Origin of the sequence: Flavobacterium daemonense, from assembly GCF_007341385.1 — a bacterium.
GTDB lineage: Bacteria > Bacteroidota > Bacteroidia > Flavobacteriales > Flavobacteriaceae > Flavobacterium > Flavobacterium daemonense.
Genome location: NZ_VJYD01000007.1, coordinates 78,973 through 99,375 on the forward strand (window position 1 = coordinate 78,973; position 20,403 = coordinate 99,375).

At 29.7% G+C, this 20,403-nt stretch carries 20 protein-coding genes; all 20 read right to left on the reverse strand.

From position 1 onward, the window contains the following. Positions 1-2: 2 nt before the first annotated feature. Positions 3-1,013: a glycosyltransferase family A protein gene (locus FND99_RS10780; protein WP_144337998.1), complete on the reverse strand. Its 1,011-nt coding sequence runs from the start codon at positions 1,011-1,013 to the stop codon at positions 3-5. Continuing rightward, on the reverse strand, positions 1,004-2,146 hold the full coding sequence (locus FND99_RS10785) for a glycosyltransferase (protein WP_144337999.1): 1,143 nt from the start codon (positions 2,144-2,146) through the stop codon (positions 1,004-1,006). Before FND99_RS10785 ends, FND99_RS10780 begins: the two co-directional genes overlap by 10 nt. Positions 2,147-2,175: 29 nt before the next feature. Then, on the reverse strand, positions 2,176-3,312 hold the full coding sequence (locus tag FND99_RS10790) for a glycosyltransferase family 4 protein (RefSeq protein ID WP_144338000.1): 1,137 nt from the start codon (positions 3,310-3,312) through the stop codon (positions 2,176-2,178). 165 nt (positions 3,313-3,477) lie between these two features. Next, the gene (locus tag FND99_RS10795) at positions 3,478-4,449 is read right to left on the reverse strand and encodes a glycosyltransferase family 2 protein (RefSeq protein WP_144338001.1); all 972 of its coding nucleotides are present in this window, start codon (positions 4,447-4,449) and stop codon (positions 3,478-3,480) included. A 21-nt stretch (positions 4,450-4,470) separates the two neighbouring features. After that, on the reverse strand, positions 4,471-5,310 hold the full coding sequence (locus tag FND99_RS10800; protein WP_144338002.1) for a glycosyltransferase family 2 protein: 840 nt from the start codon (positions 5,308-5,310) through the stop codon (positions 4,471-4,473). Positions 5,311-5,316: 6 nt separating this feature from the next. Continuing rightward, positions 5,317-6,207, reverse strand: coding sequence for a glycosyltransferase family 2 protein (locus FND99_RS10805; protein ID WP_144338003.1), 891 nt, complete (start codon positions 6,205-6,207; stop codon positions 5,317-5,319). Positions 6,208-6,249: 42 nt separating this feature from the next. Continuing rightward, positions 6,250-7,134: a glycosyltransferase family 2 protein gene (locus tag FND99_RS10810; RefSeq protein WP_144338004.1), complete on the reverse strand. Its 885-nt coding sequence runs from the start codon at positions 7,132-7,134 to the stop codon at positions 6,250-6,252. Continuing rightward, the gene (locus FND99_RS10815) at positions 7,094-8,419 is read right to left on the reverse strand and encodes a glycosyltransferase (RefSeq protein ID WP_144338005.1); all 1,326 of its coding nucleotides are present in this window, start codon (positions 8,417-8,419) and stop codon (positions 7,094-7,096) included. Before FND99_RS10815 ends, FND99_RS10810 begins: the two co-directional genes overlap by 41 nt. Further along, positions 8,416-9,273: a class I SAM-dependent methyltransferase gene (locus tag FND99_RS10820; protein WP_144338006.1), complete on the reverse strand. Its 858-nt coding sequence runs from the start codon at positions 9,271-9,273 to the stop codon at positions 8,416-8,418. The genes FND99_RS10815 and FND99_RS10820 overlap by 4 nt, the downstream gene beginning before the upstream one ends. Before the next feature lie 89 nt (positions 9,274-9,362). Beyond that, positions 9,363-10,010, reverse strand: a complete 648-nt coding sequence (locus FND99_RS10825; RefSeq protein ID WP_144338007.1) for an acyltransferase — start codon at positions 10,008-10,010, stop codon at positions 9,363-9,365. A 17-nt stretch (positions 10,011-10,027) separates the two neighbouring features. Beyond that, complete coding sequence (locus tag FND99_RS10830; protein WP_144338008.1) at positions 10,028-11,305, reverse strand: ABC transporter ATP-binding protein; 1,278 nt, start codon at positions 11,303-11,305, stop codon at positions 10,028-10,030. A gap of 29 nt (positions 11,306-11,334) precedes the next feature. Then, positions 11,335-12,201, reverse strand: coding sequence for an ABC transporter permease (locus FND99_RS10835; protein ID WP_144338009.1), 867 nt, complete (start codon positions 12,199-12,201; stop codon positions 11,335-11,337). A gap of 206 nt (positions 12,202-12,407) precedes the next feature. After that, a complete protein-coding gene (locus FND99_RS10840; protein WP_144338010.1) occupies positions 12,408-14,375 on the reverse strand; it encodes a polysaccharide biosynthesis protein in 1,968 nt (655 codons plus the stop codon). A gap of 82 nt (positions 14,376-14,457) precedes the next feature. Then, the gene (rfbA, locus tag FND99_RS10845) at positions 14,458-15,336 is read right to left on the reverse strand and encodes a glucose-1-phosphate thymidylyltransferase RfbA (RefSeq protein ID WP_144338011.1); all 879 of its coding nucleotides are present in this window, start codon (positions 15,334-15,336) and stop codon (positions 14,458-14,460) included. Between the two features lie 76 nt (positions 15,337-15,412). Further along, the gene (gene rfbD / locus FND99_RS10850; RefSeq protein ID WP_144338012.1) at positions 15,413-16,261 is read right to left on the reverse strand and encodes a dTDP-4-dehydrorhamnose reductase; all 849 of its coding nucleotides are present in this window, start codon (positions 16,259-16,261) and stop codon (positions 15,413-15,415) included. Next, entirely contained in the window at positions 16,262-16,810 is a 549-nt protein-coding gene (rfbC, locus tag FND99_RS10855) for a dTDP-4-dehydrorhamnose 3,5-epimerase (protein WP_144338013.1), read from the reverse strand. Positions 16,811-16,833: 23 nt separating this feature from the next. Continuing rightward, the gene (locus FND99_RS10860) at positions 16,834-17,970 is read right to left on the reverse strand and encodes a DegT/DnrJ/EryC1/StrS family aminotransferase (RefSeq protein ID WP_144338014.1); all 1,137 of its coding nucleotides are present in this window, start codon (positions 17,968-17,970) and stop codon (positions 16,834-16,836) included. Further along, entirely contained in the window at positions 17,963-18,166 is a 204-nt protein-coding gene (locus FND99_RS10865; RefSeq protein WP_144338015.1) for a hypothetical protein, read from the reverse strand. The genes FND99_RS10860 and FND99_RS10865 overlap by 8 nt, the downstream gene beginning before the upstream one ends. Then, complete coding sequence (locus FND99_RS10870; protein WP_144338016.1) at positions 18,163-19,128, reverse strand: MraY family glycosyltransferase; 966 nt, start codon at positions 19,126-19,128, stop codon at positions 18,163-18,165. The genes FND99_RS10865 and FND99_RS10870 overlap by 4 nt, the downstream gene beginning before the upstream one ends. 62 nt (positions 19,129-19,190) lie before the next feature. Next, entirely contained in the window at positions 19,191-20,402 is a 1,212-nt protein-coding gene (locus tag FND99_RS10875; RefSeq protein ID WP_144338017.1) for a glycosyltransferase family 4 protein, read from the reverse strand. Position 20,403: the final 1 nt, after the last annotated feature.

Below are 20,403 nucleotides of genomic sequence, written 5' to 3' on the forward strand. Positions count from 1 at the left end.
TATTAATAATTTTCAATCATGCCTACAGGCAATTTTTTATATTTTAAAAACAATTTTATTGTCCATTTAACTGAAAACATTTTAACAAAGAGACGGTTTTTAATAAAATATAATAGCTTATTTTGCCTTTTATTGATGTGGAAATTCTTTTTTAAATTATTAGATTGCACTCTGTTATTTTTTGAATCTTCCATCCAACTTTCAAAAACATTTCCCATATGATAGGCATAATTATCATAAGTTGTCAAACGCCAATACTCTTTTTTCAAAGGAAGTTTATCCAAATATGCTTCACTTGAAGCCCCCATTTTATACCCTATATGTGTTACAATATTGCTAAAAATGTCTTTTTTATATGTCGCTACAAAATGACCGGAACCTATTAGAACACTTAAATCTGAATCAATTTTAAGCCCCAAAGCGTATTCTAAATAATTTTGATTATAATCTCGGTCCCAACCAATACTATCATAAAAACGGATTAAAGCTTCTTTATTCTTTACAGGAATAAATTGAAGTTTAGAACTTAATAGATTGTCAAAGACTACATTACCACAATGATTTTCATACATTTTAAATTGTGGAACAATCCCTACCACACCGGCCTTTGGCACTTTTGCAAATACTTCTGTTGTTTCATTTTGCCAATTCGGTAAAAACAAAACATCAGAATCTGAGATGGTAACCAATTCGATATTATTTCCGGCTAATCCTTTTAAAACTGCATTGAGTTTCCCAATATTCTCTGTATGAATGACTTCATGAATTTTTTTTTCTGCAAAAAGCGAATCCAAATAATTCGAAATTACTTTATCACTCCCATTGTTCACAATCGTAACAAAAGTCTTATCATGTATAGTATCTATTAGTGATTCTATGCATAATTTTAATATGGCAAAACTATCTTTGAAATATCCCTCCTGATTTGGAATAAAGACAGGAATAATGATTTGATGAAAATATTCAGAATCATTAATTTTCTGGTCTTTATATGGATTATAGCCTATTCGCATTTTAAAATACTTTTGTACATTTCTAGTACTTTTAATTTATTTTCGAAATAGTCCAATTTATCTAATGCAATCTCTTTGTTTTTCGCAAAAGCAATTTCTAACAAATTTATATTTGATAAAGCATTAAGAATCTTTTCTTTTATTTCTAATATTGACTCTGGATTCTGGATTAAAAAACCATTTTCAGCGTTTGTAATTACTTCTTCAGTAACACCACCCGGGTTTGATTGAATTGGAAAAGCTCCCATTACAATTGCTTCTAAAAGCGTATTTGGCATTCCATCCGAAATACTATTTCCAATATATAACAATGATTTGCCCATCAACTCCATCAATTCTTGATGAGAAAGTCCGTGTCTGTCGAAAACTTTAAAATTAAGTTGATTTGATTTTATATAATCCATTGCCTTCGGATGTGCACCAAAAACTATAATTTCAAAATTTTGAATTTGGTTTTGAATATAATGCAAAGCCTTGATAATATTCAAACCTCTTCCAAACTGATTTTCATAACCTTTTACTAAAATTATTTTTCGTTCTGCAATGGACTTTTTATAACCTTCCAATTCTTTCAATTTATAACCTGTCCCACCGGGAATAACCCCCATATGTTTTCCTAAAAAACCCAATTGTTGCGCTAATTCAAAATCCCGTTGACAATCTGTATGCAAAAAATTAACTCTTTTTAAAACTCCATTTATTTTTTTCAAATGAAGCGAAAATTGTCGGTAATAATATAAATCAGTGCCCCAACAAGAATATAGCCATTTAATGGCTGGATATTTTTTCATTGTTTTGAGAATCGAATAACTACAACTTTGCATTTCAAAACTATGGATAATATCTGGTTGAATCTCTAAAATAATCGTTTCTAAATATTCGTTTTCAGAAACTTCCAAAAAGGGCAATACCATTTCATAAAATCTAGGAAATTTTTTACTCAAAAAATATTCCCCTTTTATATGGGGGATTTTCCTCTCTTTCCATCCAGTAAATTGAGAGACAGAGCATGTGGTTTCAAGTTTTCCTCTACCTAAAATATCGAACCAATATAATTCATGACCTGAGTCTTTCAAATTTTCTATCCAACGGGTTACGTGAACAGAAGGCATAGAAACAAAAAGTATCTTCATTAATCTTAATTAAAAAACATTACTTAATTTCAAGTGGACAGGAAATTTCTTAAGTACTCCTTTTTTGTTTTGTTTGAATAATTATTCATGTAACGAGATTTAATTTCTTGGCACTTCTCTACAAATATATCTTCTCTCCAATTAATTAAACCAATGGCTTTATCAACTAATTCAAGCTCTCCTTCAGCTATAAATTCAGGAAAATCAATTAGCCTATCTGGCATTGCTCCAACTTTATAAGATAAAATAGGCAATCCATAAGCCATCACCTCTAAGCCAATATTAGGTCCTCCTTCATATTTGGATGTTATTAAAAAACAATTAATTCTGTCAAAAAAATCAAAAATAGCATCATAGGGAACAGATTCGAATTCAAGAACAATACTATCAATCAATTTTTTGTCCTTAACTATTTTTAAAAGATTCTCATAATAACTTTGATCCCCAATACCTCTGATTAACAACGTCTTATTATAACCTTTTGTTTTCAATTTTTCAATCAAGTTTATTGCATCCTCAATTTTTTTTTCGGAAGAAAATCTACTTAAAATTCCAAAATCGTATAAACTTGTTTTATGATATTTTCTTACTTTACTTAAACCATAATCCTCTTTAAATATTATAACTTCTTGAACTATGGTATTTTTTAAACCTAAATGTTCTTGAAAAAAATTTTTCTGAGATTCTGATGTAACCAGGTTTTCTTTAACCAAAGATAAATACCGAAGATTAATCGTTGGCATATCTTCAAAAAAGATAGTAGTAAATTTTACAACTATCTTTTGTTTCAAAGGATATAATTTTATTATTGGGATATAATAATTTAAAGTTGATTTTGTTATGATATAAACATTGTTGTACTTCTCAACAAACGTAAACTTCCAGTATAAATATTCTATTGGTGAAAAATCAAAATCACAACTATTTTTTATTAATCGGTTTAACTTCTGTAAAATTTTATTTTTAAAAAAAGCGGGATAACTAATAAACTTTATTTTTGAATTTATTTCAATATCTTCACAAAAAGACAAATCAAAAATTGAATAAACAAATATGTCAATTTGCTTTACATTTTCTAAAGCAGCAATAGCATTGGCAGTATGAATTGTCTCTAATTCACTTCCGCCTAAATTAGAAAAAAAAGGTGTAGTTATTAATACCCTCATAAAATGTAATTCTTAATATATGATTTTCTTGTAAAGTGTAACGACACATTTTAAAACATTTATTCTAATTCATTTATTTTTAACTATTTACAACTTAAACAAAAGTAAATCTTAAAAAATTAAAATTATTCAATTTTGTATGATGGAAATAAACCTTTAATTAATTTATAATTTGTCAATTTGTTTGATTAATCGATAATGTCCTCTCTTATTATACCATAGACTATTTAAGTAAACTATAGACCAAAACTTAAACCTTGTTTTGTAATTAAGCCTAAATTGTTTATGGAATAATTGTAAAGTTTTTAAGATGGTTTTATTATTTTTTGAGGATTTATGATAAAACCTAACCAAATGGTAAAATTTATCAACCATTCCAAGCTCAAAATCTTCTAATTTGTCCTTTTCTAAAATAGAAAATACAGACTTATAATACTCAAACAAACTAGGGAAAATTTTAAAAAATGATTCTTTACTTGTCAATTTATCAGGATCCTCATCAATCCTATAATAACAATCTGTAATATCTATGGATTTATAGTTTGGATTCTTGTTTAATATCTTTATATTGTATTCATCATCTTGAAATACTTGTAAATCTTCATTAAAAAGAATTCCTTCAATTACTTCTTTTCTATAAAGAGGTCTTGAGACTTGCCAAGGCAACTTTTTACCATATAAAAATTGCTCTAAGGTTTCTTTATTGCATTTATTGACCACTTCACGATTTTCATCTATTGTCTTAAATCCATTACAATAAAATCCCATAGAAAAAACAGCAAAATCTAATTCACTATTGTTTTTTAAAAACAATACTCTTTCTTGTAAACATGATTCTTTTAATAAATCGTCACTATCCAGCCAGATTACAAAATCTCCATTACTTAGACCAAAACCATAATTACGTGCTCCATTACCACCCGATTTATGAGTTTCAGGACGAATATGATACTGAAAACGATTGTCTTTTCTCACATATTTCTCCACAATATCTGCGGTATGATCCGTGCTCCCATCATCAACAATAATACATTCCCATCTAATATAAGTTTGAGCCAAAACACTGTCTAGAGTTTCTGAAATTAAATGAGCTCGGTTAAAAGCCGGGATAATTATTGATACTAAACTTAATTCCATAATTTAACTTTCTTACTGTTGCTAAGAGTTTCGGATCAAAATTTCTTTTAGCTTTTTATTTGAAAACAAAACAATATATGTCCTAAAAAATATAGAAGTTAACTTCCTTCCCATTTTTGTTTTTTCAAGTTCACCTAACATTTTGTATCTGTTTGTTTTCAAAACCTCTCTGTAACTTAAAAGTTCTTCACAGTCGGCAACAAATCCGCCAAAATTTTCAACGAGCGCTTCTCTCCATTCTGCTGAAAAGTCAATTCTAGAACTAATTCCATCTAAATAATATGTTGACAAAACTGAATTGATTCGTTTATATGTAGCGCCTTCTTTTAATATAGATAGCATAAAAAACTTCCAATCTGCAGCAATTTTCATTTTTTCGTCATAGTAGCCTATTTTTTCAAATAATGACTTGCGTATAAATACAGATTGGTGCGGCAGAGTAGCATTGAAGAAAAAAGAAAAAGTCAATTTATCAGGGCAAGTCTTCACAAAATTAAAATCATTTCCTACATAATTAATGTCAAAATAAATTATGTCATCATCTTTCAAGAACTCATGATTTCTTTCCAAAGCACGAGAATCATTAAAATGATCTCCACTATTTAAAAATATCAAATAATCACCGGTAGCCTTTGCAATTCCTTTGTTCATTGCATTGTAAATGCCTTTGTCTGGTTCACTGACCCAATAATCAATTTTATCACTTAGGCTTTCTATATATTTTGCACTACCATCTATTGAACCTCCGTCAATTATTATATATTCAAACTCCTGCCAAGTCTGGTTTATTACACTTTCTACGGTTCTTTTCAATCCGTCAAGATTGTTGTAGTTGATGGTTATGATGGATATTTTTGACATTATTCTCTAGATTTTAAATTCTTGTTTTATCCTGTCAAAATATATTTCAGAGGGATAATTATAAAATACGTTTTTCTTTTTAATTAATTTAGAGTAGAACAATTTATTGATGATTCTTCTTATTAGAGGAAGATCTATTTTTTGCATCAAAATTGAATGCTTTTTTATCTGTTTAATTAAATTTCTTTCTTCTTGTGAAATATTACATTTTACTTCTTCATTAATTTTAAAATTAGCTTCTTCTAAATAAAGGTCTAAAAAATCTAATGAAAGTTGCTTTTCGGATCGTTGCCTAAAACCTCCTAATAAGGCACTAGTAACATATAATTTTTCATGTCTAAAAAAACGAAGCCATAATTCTAAATCTCCTGCATATTTCATTTCTATATTTATGTGGCTTCCTGCTTTTATCCACAAAGAACGTCTCCAAAAAACGGATTCTTGTTGAATCCATTTAAAATTACCTAAATAATAATCCAATTTTGACCATTTTTTAATCTCACTAACAACTACTGTTCTACCCATCTCGTCAAAGATGGAAGGAATTCCTTGAAGCCAGTTTACTTCATTATACTTGCCAAATATTTCGGCGACGGCAAAAAGTGCTTTTGGATGGTACAAATCGTCTGAATTGATCCAAGCCATAATTTCACCCGTAGATTTCTCGAATCCTTTTTGAACTGCATCATATAAACCTTTGTCAGGTTCACTAATCCAATAAGCAAGTTGACTCGCATATTTTTTTATAATTGCAACAGAATTATCAGTACTGCCACCATCAATAATAATATATTCTAAATTTGGATAGTTTTGGGACAAAACTGATTCTATAGTTTTCTCAAGAAATGCTTCTCCGTTAAAATTAGGTGTAACTATTGATATTTTGGGATAATTCATTGTGCAATATATTTTGTGAATCTTTTTAGCATTAATAAATGATTACATATTCCCTTTTATTGTATCAATCTCTTTTATAGTATAATTTTTATACTTTTTATACTTCATCATTTTTAAAAAATGTGTTCTACTAAAAGCCTTACCCAATGCTAATCTGCACAAACGAAAAAAGTTTTTTTCTAAAAAAGACATATTAGCATTTTCATCTATCATTAATTCAAATAATTGGGCATATTTGGAGCTATAAATTTTATAAATTTTTAGCAGTTCTTCTTGCCTTTTTCTTCCTCCAGAACCACTTTTATGCTCTTCATGAAAACGATACATAGCAATAGACTTATTCACGAAATAAAAAGGAATATCATTCTTTTTTGCTCTTAAAAACCATTCCCAGTCAAAACCAAAATGAAAATCATCTGCCAAAATTCCGTTATGCATCCAAACTTTTTTACTCCAAAAAGAAGCAGGCTGAATGATTGTATCGGTCAATTCTAAAGGAATATTATTAAAAAAATTCGATTCATCGCTTCCTCTTGCAAATAAAACGCCATTTGTATTTTCTTTAAAATGAATGCAATTCCCAAAATAAATACCATCTCCTTTTTTAATATATTGTTCTGCAATAAAATGCAAAACATTTGGCATTAGGATATCATCACTGTTGAGCCACATTAAAATATCTCCAGTGGCACGGGTAAACCCCTTGTTAATGGCATCAGCCTGGCCTTTGTCTTTTTCAGAAATCCAATAGGTTAATTCTTTTTCATATTTTTTAATTATTTCAACAGAATTATCTGTACTTGCAGCATCATAAATAAGGTATTCTAAATTAGGATATCGTTGCCCCAATACAGATAATATTGTATCTTCAAGATATTGACCCTGATTATAAGACGGAGTTACTATTGTTATTTTGGGATAATTCATTAAGAATTAGTTTTTCATTTAATATATTAGAATACAAATCAATATATTTTTCTGCCTGAACACTTAGATCGTATTTTTCTACTGCTTTAGCTCTTATTTGTATTCTATCAAAATAATTTGGATCGTCTAGAAATTTTTTAATTGTTTTCAAAAGTGAATTAACACTAATCTCTTCTGTAATAAAACCATTGAAGCCATCTTGTATCATATCAGGAATTCCTCCTATAGGAAAACCTATAACAGGAGTACCACACATTAAGGATTCTAAAACAGTATTTGGCAAATTATCCATTAAAGAAGGTATTACGAAAACATCAGCAGCCGAATAAACAGCACTCATTAATCTTTCATCGAAAATTCGACCTAGTTCAAGAATATTATTGATTGATTCAAGCTCCTTAGTTTTCGCACCAATAGCACATAATACTAAATTTTCGTTATTTAATAATTCAAATGCTCTTTTCAAAAAAACAAATCCCTTTCTATTATTATCTATAGAATCCGCTACAAACAATATTACCTTTTTATCCTTTGGTATGTTTAATAATTCCCTCGAATATTCTTTATTTCTTGGAGCAAATATTTCAGAATTCAATCCATAAGGAATACAAAAAATGGGTTTACTTTTAAATACGACGCTTTTACTGGCTTCATTTGCCAACCATTGTGAAGGTGAAACAATTACTAAATTTTTAACATTGGATAATGCTTTTAACTTAATTGAAATGTTGTTATCAGCAATTGTAATCTCTTCCTTTGTTAATTTTCTTTTTATTGGAAATCCAGATTCGTCAATTCCTAAATATTCTTCCAGATAATGTTCTCCTCCTGAAAAAGGATTCATATCGTGTAAGGTCCATACTATCGGTTTCTCATTTTTTTCAAAAAATGAAGAATAGTCTACGAAATCTGCAACCCAATGTAGGTTAATTATTTCCGCTTGTTTATACCATTCAGATGTCGTAATATCAATTTTAGAATCTGGGAAATTAAATGCTTCCAACCCCTTTGAGCGGTTTCTAATAAATTGATCTTTTGGAGAAATCGTATTTGGCCTTAAAAGTTTAATTTTTTTTAAAATTCTTTTACAAGTACTTTTAAGCTTTTGGGATTTTGAAATTATTTTTATCTCTTGCTTTATAATTTGTGTAGATTTAATATTTTTTTCTTTGTACCTCAAAAGAACACAAGAGTCTACATCTTTTTTTAACAATCCTTCATGGAGTCTTAAACACGAGTTTGCTGCACCCCATTTATCATAAGTATTAATTAAAAGTACCTTCATAACTTTTTTGCTTCCATGAATAATGAATCAGGTTTTCGAATCTTGCCATTTATTACATCAAGTTGATAATTATCCCAGTTTTGAATTTGGCTCTCGAATGCACTGTAAACTTTTATTTCACTAAAACCTACACTTTTTAAAAGCTCAGCCAATGAGTATCGATCGTACATCCATTGATGTATTTCCCCACTAGTTCTAAACTTCCCAATTCTATACTCTTTAGATTGCTCTAAACTTGTTTGATTCTTCTTAATTTTTCGATACAGTTTCCACAATTTTCTCTTTAGTTTTTTTAAAAACACTTTTAACTTAAGAACTTTTACTTCTGAAGGTGTTTCTTCAGAAATATTTTGAGTTAGGCCATTGTTTTTTAAAAATGCTTCTCTAATTATTTCACCCTCAGATCCAATACGCTTAAAAACATAAGTTACATTTGGTATAATTGACTGATACAAATAATCTTTCATACTCCCTCCACTTTCATTTCTTACCATTTGATCAAATAATTCTAATTTAATCCATTCGTAATTATGTTTAGCCATCTCATTACCTTCAATTGCTAAATCAAGATTTTTTAAATATTCTTTAGCAATAGATTCTAAATCTGGGACGGCAATCCTTATAATACCGTCTTTTTTTAGAACACGATAGCATTCTTTAATAAAACTAAAACCATCTTTTTTAGAAAAGTGCTCGAGAATATGAGAATGATAAACTACATTGACTTCATTATCTGCAAGAGGAATTCCTTCCAATAAATTGTGTGAAGCAACAGATTCGTTATTAGATACGAAATCAAAATTTATCCAATCTTTGTGATAGCTGTTTCCACACCCTAAATTAACTAACTTCATTTAATTATTTTCAAATATTTAATTTTAAGGTGATTTATTCAATTCAAATAAAATAGTTCAAAAAAACTCTTAATTTTTCAAAATTAACTTTATTGTATTTTCTTTATTTCTCTTGCAGGGTTACCTCCCATTAGTGTTAATTCAGGAACATCCTTGGTTACTAAACTATTTGCTCCTATAATAGCCCCTTTTCCAATTCGAACGCCTTTTAAAATACTAACGTTATAACTAATCCATACAAAATCCTCTATTATAATTTCAGCAGTTTTAATATTATTTTTTTCTATTGGATGTCCTTTCTCCAGCATTTTAACAAATGAATTATTTCTTTCATTATAGTCTAGTTCGTGAGAATTTGTATCAATAATATTACAATTATGCGAAATAAGTACTGAATTACCGATCTCAACCTTCTCAGCACTCCAAATTCTACTTCCAGTACCAACGAAGGAATTATTGCCAATTGAAATTTGCCCACCATTTGCAAATACAAGAAGTTCACCTCTTATATGACTGTTCTTTCCTATTTTTATTTTGCTCTTATCCCCTTGAAAATTATCGACTTTAGCTTGTTCATAAAATTTAGATTTTTCTCCAATAATTACTTGCTCTAAACATTTGAGTATTTTCAAGTTATTCAACTTTTGATCAAGTGTTTTTAAATCAACATATGGATTTTTTAAAACTAATTTTGAGTTAATAATTTTTGCTATAGCTTTTAAAAAAAAATTTATCATCTTTTTTACTTAAAATTTTACAAGAATTTCCAGTCGCAATTAACGAAGACACAACCATAGTCAGTCTGACTATACATATGAAATTCAGATCCTGTTTCAAGAATCTCAAAAGACAAGCATTCTTTCTGAAAATCAATCAGTTCAACATTTGGAACATGTAGTCCAAAAGTAAGATGAAATTGATTAGGAACTAAAAATTTTTCCGGTAATTTCACCGCAAATTTGTATACTCCAGCACTTTTTATATAATCTAAAAGTTTTAACTCTGATGTAAAAATTATCCTTTCATTTCTATCTTCAACTCTAAATGCTAATTGCGATTTAAGATGTTGTTCATTAACTTTCACATTCACATTAATAAAAATTTGCTCATCAAAACCAAATTCTGTTCTAATTACATTATTTTTATCTATTAATGCAAGGCTTACAATGCCTGATTCTTTTATATTATCATTTGTATAAGTCCCCTTATAACCCTCATATTCGTTTGAACGCAAATAAAAGTCAATTCCATCGTTAGTATTTCCTTCAAAAACCACCATACCATTTTCCATCATGATAGTTTTTGTGCATAATTGTTTTATCGCCGCCATATTATGACTAACAAACAATACTGTACGTCCTTGCCCTCTGGAAATATCCTGCATTTTACCAATAGCTTTTTTCTGAAACTCAGCATCACCAACAGCCAAAACCTCATCAACAACCAAAATCTCGGGTTCTAAAAAAGCTGCTACTGCAAATGCCAAACGAACTGTCATTCCGGAGCTGTATCTTTTTACGGGAGTGTCTATATAACGTTCACATCCCGAAAACTCAATAATTTCCTCAAGCTTTGAAGCGATTTCTTTCTTGGTCATTCCGAGAATTGCGCCATTTAAAAAAATATTTTCACGACCTGTCATCTCGCCATGAAAACCCGTTCCTACTTCAAGAAGTGAAGCAATGCGTCCGCGTGATTTTATGCTTCCAGTTGTTGGAGCTGTCACCTTAGAAAGTATTTTTAGAAGTGTAGATTTACCAGCCCCATTCTTACCTATAATTCCTAAAACTTCGCCACGCTCCACTTCAAAATTAATGTCCTTTAAAGCCCAAACATATTCAGACTCTCCTTTTGTGGAACGGTCATTTGTATCACCAATTTTCAAATACGGATCTTCTTTACCACGTATTTCATGCCACCATCTATTAATATCATGGCTTAGTGTACCCGTACCTACTTGTCCTAGACGATATTGCTTAGAAATATTTTCGGCCTTTAAAATAATATCTTTTTCCAATTGTGAATTCTGCATTAAATGATAATCTAATCTTACATCTTATTTTAAACGGTATCAATAAAACTTTTTTCTGTTTTATTAAAAACTAAAAGACCTCCAAAAAAAACTGCCACTGTAACTCCAAAAGTATAAGTTAATCCCAATATCGAAATTTCACCTACATTTAAAAGCATATAACGAGAAGTTTCAATTATATATGCTAAAGGATTATATTCTACAATCCAGCCATAATCCGGTAGTTTTGCTTTAATTAGGTTAATTGGATACATAACTGCTGATAAATACATTAACAATTGTATTCCAAATCCAACCAAATAACTAAAATCTCTATACTTAGTAACCATTGATGAAATAATCATTCCTAAACCTAATCCTAAAATCCCCATAATTACAATCAATAAAGGAAAAAAGATCACTAAGCCATTTAATGCTACATCAGCTCCTTGAGAATAATAATAAAGATAAAAAGCGATAAAAATTAAAAACTGTATTCCGAATTTAATTAAATTAGAAATTACTACTGAAAGAGGCGTTATCAACCTTGGAAAATACACTTTACCAAATATACCAGCATTAGCTTTAAACGTATCAGAAGTTCCGTTTAAGCAAGAAGTAAAATAATTCCAGACCGTTATTCCAGCCAGATTAAACAAAAACGGAGGGACTTTTCCAGTATTAATTCCAGCGACATTATTAAAAATTATTGTAAACGTCACTGAAGTAAATAATGGTTGAATTAAGTACCAAAGTGGCCCCAATACGGTTTGTTTATATACTGTTATAACATCTCGTTTTACAAAAAGAAACAACAAATCTCGATATTGCCAAACCTCTTTCAGGTTAAGTGAAAAGAATTTATTTTTCGGCGTTATTTCAAACAGCCAGTCATTGGTAGTATTGTTGGGGCTCATTTTTAATCAATTGCAATTCAAACGCAATATTATCTTATTTTAAATTAAAAAACACAATATATTTCATTTTCTTTTTTCACAAGAACACACTTCAATTAACAAGATTTTTACCCATTTGAAAAAGGTCTGAAAAGCAAAAAAGGCGTTTTATCAAAAAACACCTTTTATTATCATCTGAATTAAAATTCGAATATTTTATATGAAGATTATTTGTCTAAAACTTCAAAAGTAGAATTCATGCTTTTGAATTCCGGAACAATTTTTTTCATTTTTGCTACAATGTCATCATTGTCATAGAAATCTGCAATACCAATTAGTTCATCTATATCAGCATGCAAACCTTCATATTCATCCTGAATTTCTTGAGCAATCATAATTTTATTATGATATGTCGGTAACGTCTTAGAAGTATCATTTAATAATTCTTCATAAAGCTTTTCTCCTGGACGCAAACCAACAATCTTAATTTTAATCTCTTTATCAGGAATAAAACCTGCCAATTTGATCATCTTTTTGGCCAAATCAATAATACGAACTGGTTTGCCCATATCAAAAATATAGATCTCGCCTCCATTACCCATTGCCCCAGCTTCTAGAACTAGTTGGCAGGCTTCGGGAATAGTCATGAAATATCTGATAATGTCTTGATGTGTAATTGTAACGGGACCTCCTTCAGCAATTTGCTTTGTAAACAACGGAACTACAGACCCATTTGAACCCAATACATTTCCAAAACGTGTTGTAATGAATTTTGTACTGTTGTCAATTCCTTCCCTTTGGTTTTTCAAAAACAGTGATTGAACATATTTCTCCGCAATTCGTTTGCTTGCTCCCATGACATTGCTAGGATTAACAGCCTTATCTGTTGAAACCATAACAAATTTCTTTGCATGGTATTTACATGCCAAATCTGCTAAATTTTTCGTTCCTTTAATATTTGTCAAAATAGCCTGTGAAGGATTTTCCTCCATTAAAGGCACATGTTTATAAGCTGCAGCGTGAAAAACAACATGTGGATTATAATTTTTAAAGACTTTTTCAAGTGCTTTTTTGCTTTTTACATCAGCAATTACAGCTACTATTTTAGTATCACCTTTTGAAGCAAATGTCTCCAAGCATAAATTGTGCAATGGAGTTTCTGCATGATCTAAAATTATGACCACTTTCGGATTGAATCCAAGAACTTGTCTAACGATCTCACTTCCAATAGAGCCAGCCGCACCTGTAATTAAGATTGTTTTATCTTTTAATTGTTTAGAAATCGATTTACTATCTAAAACAATAGGTTTTCTTTCTAATAAATCTTCGATTTGAATATTTTTAACTTTTTGAGAAATCTCTTTTTGATTTTCCCAGTCAGAAATCAACGGAACAGTATAAACTCTATAATTGAATTCTAAGCATTGATCAACAATAATTAATTGCTCGTCTTTAGATAAACTTTTATCTGCTATAATAACACCTTCTGCAGCTACCGAGCGCATCAAAGCCGGTAATTTTTTTCTTAAAATCAAAATTGGCAAATCCAACATTCGTTTGGATGCATTTTGATTGTTTTTATCAACAAATCCCACTATTTTAAATCTTGAGGGCGTTTCAAATTTTAATGCATTCGCAACAGAAATAGCATTTGCATCCGTTCCGTAAATTACCGTTCTAATCAGTTTTGTGTTTGCTTTTTCTGAAAAATACAATTCAAAAGTTTGCTTTACAATTACACGATATAAAAACAGTCCACAAAAAGATAAAACCAAATTGATAAAAAGTGCTGTGTTTAAAAAAGCTTTATGTCCTGTATATAATTCAAAAACCAAATTGAAAAATAAAAAAAACACCAAAACTGACATTTGTGAAAAAAGCAACTTTATAGCATCAATATAAGATGAATGTCTTATAATTCCTGAATAGGTTCTGAACAGCCAAAAGAAAAACACATTTACAAGTATCAGACTAGAAACAAAGTAAAAATCGTGCGACGTAATGATATAGCCTAGTGCCGTTCCTTCAAACAACATGTACGTAAAACTAAAAGAAAATATCAAAACCATAACATCTATCGCAACAATAATCCACCTAGGTAAGTAACTAAGGTTATTAATATGTGCCCTTAGATTTCTAGGAGATAACGAGTTGTGTAATACGTCAGCTATTTTGGCCTGTTTATCTGTATTCAATGCTATTATTTTTGGTTCTGCAATTTTGTAGGTGCTACAAAAATACAAATTAAACGTTTAAAAATGTATTTATGTAGGCAAATTAAAATTTAACTCCTTTTTGTTTTAAAAATTCCATTAGATAAGTTCCGTACCCTGATTTAACCAAAGGCAAAGCAAGTTCTTTTAATTGTTGATCATCAATAAAACCTTGTCTCCATGCAATTTCTTCAATACATCCAACTTTGAGTCCTTGTCTTTCTTCCAAAACTTGAACAAATTGACCGGCTTGCATCAAACTATTAAAAGTTCCCGTATCTAGCCATGCCGTTCCTCTGCTTAAAATACCGACTTTTAAAACTTCTCTTTCTAAATACACTTTATTAACGTCAGTTATCTCATATTCACCGCGAGCACTTGGTTTAATATTTTTCGCAATTTCAACGACAGAATTATCATAAAAGTATAATCCAGGAACAGCGTAATTTGATTTTGGTTTTAGTGGTTTTTCTTCAATAGAAATTGCTTTAAAATTTTCATCAAATTCAACTACCCCATATCGTTCTGGATCTGAAACATGATAAGCAAAAACAACCCCTCCATTAGGTTTGGTATTTGATTTTAGAAGCTCCTGCATATTTGATCCAAAAAATATGTTGTCACCTAGTATTAAAGCTACATCATCATTACCGATAAACTCTTCACCTATAACAAAAGCTTGTGCTAATCCATTAGGTATTGCCTGTTCAGCATAGCTAAATTTACAACCTAAACTAGAGCCATCACCAAGCAATTTTTTAAAATTTGGCAAATCATGCGGTGTTGAAATAATCAATATCTCATTAATCCCCGACATCATTAATGTCGATAATGGGTAATAAATCATCGGTTTATCATAAACCGGCATCATTTGCTTACTCATTGCCAAAGTTAAAGGATGCAAACGTGTACCTGAACCTCCTGCTAATATGATTCCCTTCATAAATTTTGATTTTTGATTTAAAACTTTAGATCTATTCCAAAAACAAACCTAAAAAATTAAACCTCTTAATTATCTCTTATTTGTTGAAATATTTTTTTAAACTTTCTTTGTAATTTGAAATATCTAAATTATAAGTTTCCTTTATTTTTTTCTTCTCCAATAGTGAGAATTCTGGTCGTTTAGCAGGTGTTGAATATTCTTTTGACGGAATTCCTTCCACTTTGCAATCATATTTTCCCAGTTCTTGAATACTCAAAGCAAAATCATACCAGCTTATCTCACCTTCGTTTGAATAGTTAAAAATTCCTGAAATCCATTTCGGTGATCCTAGAATATCAATCATTGCTTGAGCCAAATCTGGCGCATAAGTTGGCGAACCAATCTGATCATTTACTACATTAATAGCGTCTCTTTCTTGCATTAATCGTTGCATCGTTTTGACGAAATTATTTCCAAATTTACTGTAAACCCAAGAAGTCCTTATAATAATTGAGTCAGGATTTTCTTTTAAACAAGCAATCTCACCTGCTAATTTACTTTCTCCATAAATATTAATTGGATTTGTCTCTGCTTCCTCATTTAAGGCAACTGAAGAAGTACCGTCAAAAACATAATCTGTCGAAATATGAATTAATTTTATATTATTTTGTTTTGAATATTTTGCGATTAATTCTACAGCTAAATGATTAACTGCAAATGCCAATTCTTTTTCGATTTCTGCCTTATCAACAGCGGTATAGGCTCCACAATTGAAAATAATATCAGGTTGTATTTCTTCTAATTGTGTTTGAAGCAACTCAAGATTGTCTAATGTTACACTTTTCCTCTCTGCAAAGATCCATTTATAATTTTTATAATTCTCAGATAAAACCTGTAATTCTGATCCTAATTGTCCATTTGCTCCTGTTACAAGAATCTTTTTCATTTAGAACAAACTGTTACAGTTTTCAATAAAGGGCAAAACTTGATCTTTTTCTGATACAATTGCATTATTTAAATCCATTCCCCAATCAATATTTAAGGTTGGATCATCAAATTTAATTCCCCCTTCTGATGCCTTGTTATAGAAATGATCGCATTTATACATTACTGATGCTGTTTCACTGATAACTGAAAAACCATGAGCAAATCCTTTTGGCACCAATAACTGTTTTTTATTTTCTGCAGACAATAAAATACTAAACGATTTTCCATAAGTAAGTGAGTCTTTTCTTAAATCAACAGCTACATCTATAATTTCACCTTGCAAAACACTTAATAATTTAGTCTGTGCGAAAGGAGGATTTTGATAATGTAAACCTCTCAATGTTCCTCTTTTAGAAAATGATTGATTATCTTGCACAAATTCAATATTAATTCCTAAATCTTCAAATTTAGTTTTACTATACGCTTCAAAAAAATAACCTCGTTCATCACCAAAAACAGTTGGCTCAACGATGATTAAATCTTTTATAAATGTTTTTTCAATTCTCATATTATATTTTTAACAGTGTTTTATTATTTAAAAAAAGTAGTAATTACTTCTCTTATTCTATTTTTATCGTACATTGTTAAATTTGAACCAGATGGTAAACATAAACCTTTTTTGAATAAATTCTCAGCTACAGTTGTCCCATAATAAGGATATTTTTTAAAAATTGGCTGTAAATGCATTGGTTTCCAAAGTGGACGACTTTCAATATTTTTTGCTTCCAATGCTAACCTTAAATTTTCAGTATTTTTATCTGAGTTTTCAGTATTTATCAAAATAGTGTTCAACCAATAACTTGAAAAATAATCTTCATTTAAAACTTCAAAAAGTTCTACTGCAGCTATCTCTTTAAAAATCTCTTTATAGAAATTATAATTTTCTCTTCTTTTAATGACGTTTCCCTCTAGAATTTTCATCTGACCTAGACCAACACCTGCACAGATATTACTCATCCTATAATTATAACCTATTTCGCTATGTTGATAATGCACCGTATCATCTTTTGACTGTGTAGCATAAAAAATTGCTTTTTCTTTAAACTCTTTAGAATTTGAAATCAAAGCTCCACCGCTTGAAGTTGTAATGATCTTATTTCCATTAAATGACAAAACTCCTAAGATACCAAAAGTTCCACATTTTTTTCCTTTATAAGAGCTACCTAGAGCTTCGGCACTATCTTCTATAATCGGAATTTGATATCGATCTGCTACAGCATGAATTTCATCAACCTTGTAAGGATTTCCATACAAATGAACTGCAATAATGGCTTTGGGTTTTTTGCCTTTTTTTATTCTATCTTTTATTGCTATTTCTAACTTTTCAGGGCAAATATTCCAAGTTTCTTGCTCACTATCAATAAAAACCGGAATTGCTCCTTGGTACAAAATTGGATTTGCAGATGCAGAAAATGTCATTGTCTGGCAAATGACCTCGTCCCCTTTTTCTACCCCCAATAAAATGAGTGCCAAATGAATCGCTGATGTTCCCGAATTTAATGCTGTTACAAATGAGTTTTCCCCTAAATAGTTTTGAAGTTCATTTTCGAAGTTGTCGACATTTGGGCCTCCCGAAGTTATCCAATTATCATCTAAGGCTTTTGAAATGTATTCTTTTTCAAAACCACTTTGCATCCCTAAAGACAAATAAATTTTAGAATTATTCATTTAATAACCAATAATTTGCAGGATATCGAACATCATCCTCCTTTACATCTGTTAAAGGTAAAATTGAAAATGACATTAATTTTGAATTGCTTATAATATAAAACCTTTCAATATCACGAAAACTGAAATCATTTAAATACGAAATTATACCTCGATAATCGGAAAAATTTCCTCCTTGAACTATCTTCGGAATCATACTTTTAATCTTAAATTATTTTTGTTTAACAGATAAAATTTTAAGGAATAAACTCCCAACAAAGGTAAGATTACAATGACGAATATAACTGCATCTTGAACTTTTTGATAGAGAATGATAACTAAAAAAGAAATCCCTGTCTGTACTAAAGCATAAAACAAAGAAACTAGCCTATGTTGAATTTTATACTCATTGCTCAATATCTGATAAAAATGCAAACGATGTGCCTCGAAAATATTTTGTTTTAAATATAATCTATGGAATATAGTACATACTGTATCCACTCCATAAACTGCTAAGAATAACACCCAAATTAAGGAATTTGTCAATAAAATAAGTTTTACTAACAAATAAATAACCCAAAAGGCAATTGCTATACTTCCGACATCACCCGCAAAACATTTAGCTTTTTTTCTATAATTAAAAAATAAAAACACTAAACTAGCAATAATTGCATATTTAATAAGATCACTATCTGTAAATAACTGAACTTTTGTATTAACATACAAAAAAGCCCCCATTACTACCAAAGTATAAAGCCCGGTTATACCATTAATACCATCCATAAAATTATAGGCATTAATTAATCCAATTACAAAAACATAAGCGATTACAATTCCCAAAATCGGGACCATACTAAATAGTCCCAAATCATAAAAGATTAGGCTAATTGATAGAAAATGAATAGATATTCTGATTTTATTTGACAAACTTTGTATATCATCCCAAAAACTTACTAAGCTGACTAAAGTAATTCCTATAAAGAAAAAATAATTATTTTGTATATGCTGCACAAAATAAATTAAGGCAGAGAACCAAAAAATGATCCCCCCACCTCTCAATGTAATTTCAGAGTGTGAACTTCTTTGATTGGGTTTATCAATAATATTATAATGATTTGCTAATTTAAAATAAATTAACATTAAAATCGATATTATTAACCCTAGTATTACATATTCCATTCTATTCTTTATGATTTATTCGTTAAGATGATAGTGAGCTCGTTTTGAACATAAGAAGAAAATTATGATAAATCATTCAAAAAAAGACCTTCCAATTTATCAAAAAGCATCTCTTTTGAAAAACTACTTTCATAATACATTTTCGAATTATTCTCCATTTCTTTTTTTTCTTCAAATGTCATTTCTTTTAACTCTATTGCCTTATTTGCAAGCCCAACATAATCCCCGGCAAGAACTGCAAATCCACATTTGCTTTCATTGATCAATTTATTACCTTCTCCATTTAAAGTTCCTAGGATAATTTTTCCAGAAGACATATAGGCTTGAACTTTTGCCGGCACCGTTAATGAAAAAACAGGTTCGTCCTTTAATGACACTAACATGGCGTCTGCTTTTTTAAAGAAGGATGGCATTGTATCTAAATCATATCTCCCCAATAATTGAACATTGGTTATTTTCTCTTTTGTGATTTCATTAGTCACCCATTCTTTTTTTCTCCCATCCCCAACAATAATCCAATTTATATTTTTATGTTGTGTCAATTTAGCTGCTTTTAAAATTGTTTCGAAATCTTGCGCCTCCCCTACGTTACCAGCAAACATAATATTAAAACCTTCCGAAAGATCTGGGATCAAAATGTCTTTCTCAATATTATTAATAAAAATATCTTCAGCCCAATTTGGAAAATATATAATTTTTTTATTTTTATCTTTTATTTTTTCAACAATTGACTTCTCAAAATATTTTGAACTAATTAAAATTACATCTGAATTAGCATAAATATATTTAACTAGCTTTTCAATCAGATGTATAATTCGAGTATTTTTAAAAGTACTTGCAGCTAAAATACTTTCTGGCCATAGATCCAAAACCCATAAATAAAGAGGAGCCTTTTTTCGTTTTTTCAACCATAAACCTGGCAAAGCCATTGTCACTGGAGATAACTGCTGAACAAAAATAATATCGAATTCACCCTTTACTCTAAAAATACATGCAAAATATGAGAAAAAGATAAACGACAAATAATTCAAAATCAAATGAATACCTTTTCCATTTTTTCTCGGGTATATTGGCGTCCTAATAATGGTTACCCCATTAATTATTTCTTTTCTTTTATTAAAAAAAGTATAATCCTTATAAAAATTGCCCTGAGGATAATTTGGTTTTGCCGTTAATACCGTAACATCATGTCCTCTTTTAACAAAATCAAATACAATATCATTTCCTTTAAAAGTTTCGGGATAAAAATATTGAGAAACGAATAAAATTCTCATA

What these genes read in the sequence shown, in the direction of transcription:
- FND99_RS10780 (WP_144337998.1), bottom strand. Translation starts at nt 1,013, where the DNA reads ATGCGAATAGGCTATAATCCATATAAAGACCAGAAAATTAATGATTCT.
- FND99_RS10785 (WP_144337999.1), bottom strand. Translation starts at nt 2,146, where the DNA reads ATGAAGATACTTTTTGTTTCTATGCCTTCTGTTCACGTAACCCGTTGG.
- FND99_RS10790 (WP_144338000.1), bottom strand. Translation starts at nt 3,312, where the DNA reads ATGAGGGTATTAATAACTACACCTTTTTTTTCTAATTTAGGCGGAAGT.
- FND99_RS10795 (WP_144338001.1), bottom strand. Translation starts at nt 4,449, where the DNA reads ATGGAATTAAGTTTAGTATCAATAATTATCCCGGCTTTTAACCGAGCT.
- FND99_RS10800 (WP_144338002.1), bottom strand. Translation starts at nt 5,310, where the DNA reads ATGTCAAAAATATCCATCATAACCATCAACTACAACAATCTTGACGGA.
- FND99_RS10805 (WP_144338003.1), bottom strand. Translation starts at nt 6,207, where the DNA reads ATGAATTATCCCAAAATATCAATAGTTACACCTAATTTTAACGGAGAA.
- FND99_RS10810 (WP_144338004.1), bottom strand. Translation starts at nt 7,134, where the DNA reads ATGAATTATCCCAAAATAACAATAGTAACTCCGTCTTATAATCAGGGT.
- FND99_RS10815 (WP_144338005.1), bottom strand. Translation starts at nt 8,419, where the DNA reads ATGAAGGTACTTTTAATTAATACTTATGATAAATGGGGTGCAGCAAAC.
- FND99_RS10820 (WP_144338006.1), bottom strand. Translation starts at nt 9,273, where the DNA reads ATGAAGTTAGTTAATTTAGGGTGTGGAAACAGCTATCACAAAGATTGG.
- FND99_RS10825 (WP_144338007.1), bottom strand. Translation starts at nt 10,010, where the DNA reads ATGATAAATTTTTTTTTAAAAGCTATAGCAAAAATTATTAACTCAAAA.
- FND99_RS10830 (WP_144338008.1), bottom strand. Translation starts at nt 11,305, where the DNA reads ATGCAGAATTCACAATTGGAAAAAGATATTATTTTAAAGGCCGAAAAT.
- FND99_RS10835 (WP_144338009.1), bottom strand. Translation starts at nt 12,201, where the DNA reads ATGAGCCCCAACAATACTACCAATGACTGGCTGTTTGAAATAACGCCG.
- rfbA (WP_144338011.1), bottom strand. Translation starts at nt 15,336, where the DNA reads ATGAAGGGAATCATATTAGCAGGAGGTTCAGGTACACGTTTGCATCCT.
- rfbD (WP_144338012.1), bottom strand. Translation starts at nt 16,261, where the DNA reads ATGAAAAAGATTCTTGTAACAGGAGCAAATGGACAATTAGGATCAGAA.
- rfbC (WP_144338013.1), bottom strand. Translation starts at nt 16,810, where the DNA reads ATGAGAATTGAAAAAACATTTATAAAAGATTTAATCATCGTTGAGCCA.
- FND99_RS10860 (WP_144338014.1), bottom strand. Translation starts at nt 17,970, where the DNA reads ATGAATAATTCTAAAATTTATTTGTCTTTAGGGATGCAAAGTGGTTTT.
- FND99_RS10865 (WP_144338015.1), bottom strand. Translation starts at nt 18,166, where the DNA reads ATGATTCCGAAGATAGTTCAAGGAGGAAATTTTTCCGATTATCGAGGT.
- FND99_RS10870 (WP_144338016.1), bottom strand. Translation starts at nt 19,128, where the DNA reads ATGGAATATGTAATACTAGGGTTAATAATATCGATTTTAATGTTAATT.
- FND99_RS10875 (WP_144338017.1), bottom strand. Translation starts at nt 20,402, where the DNA reads ATGAGAATTTTATTCGTTTCTCAATATTTTTATCCCGAAACTTTTAAA.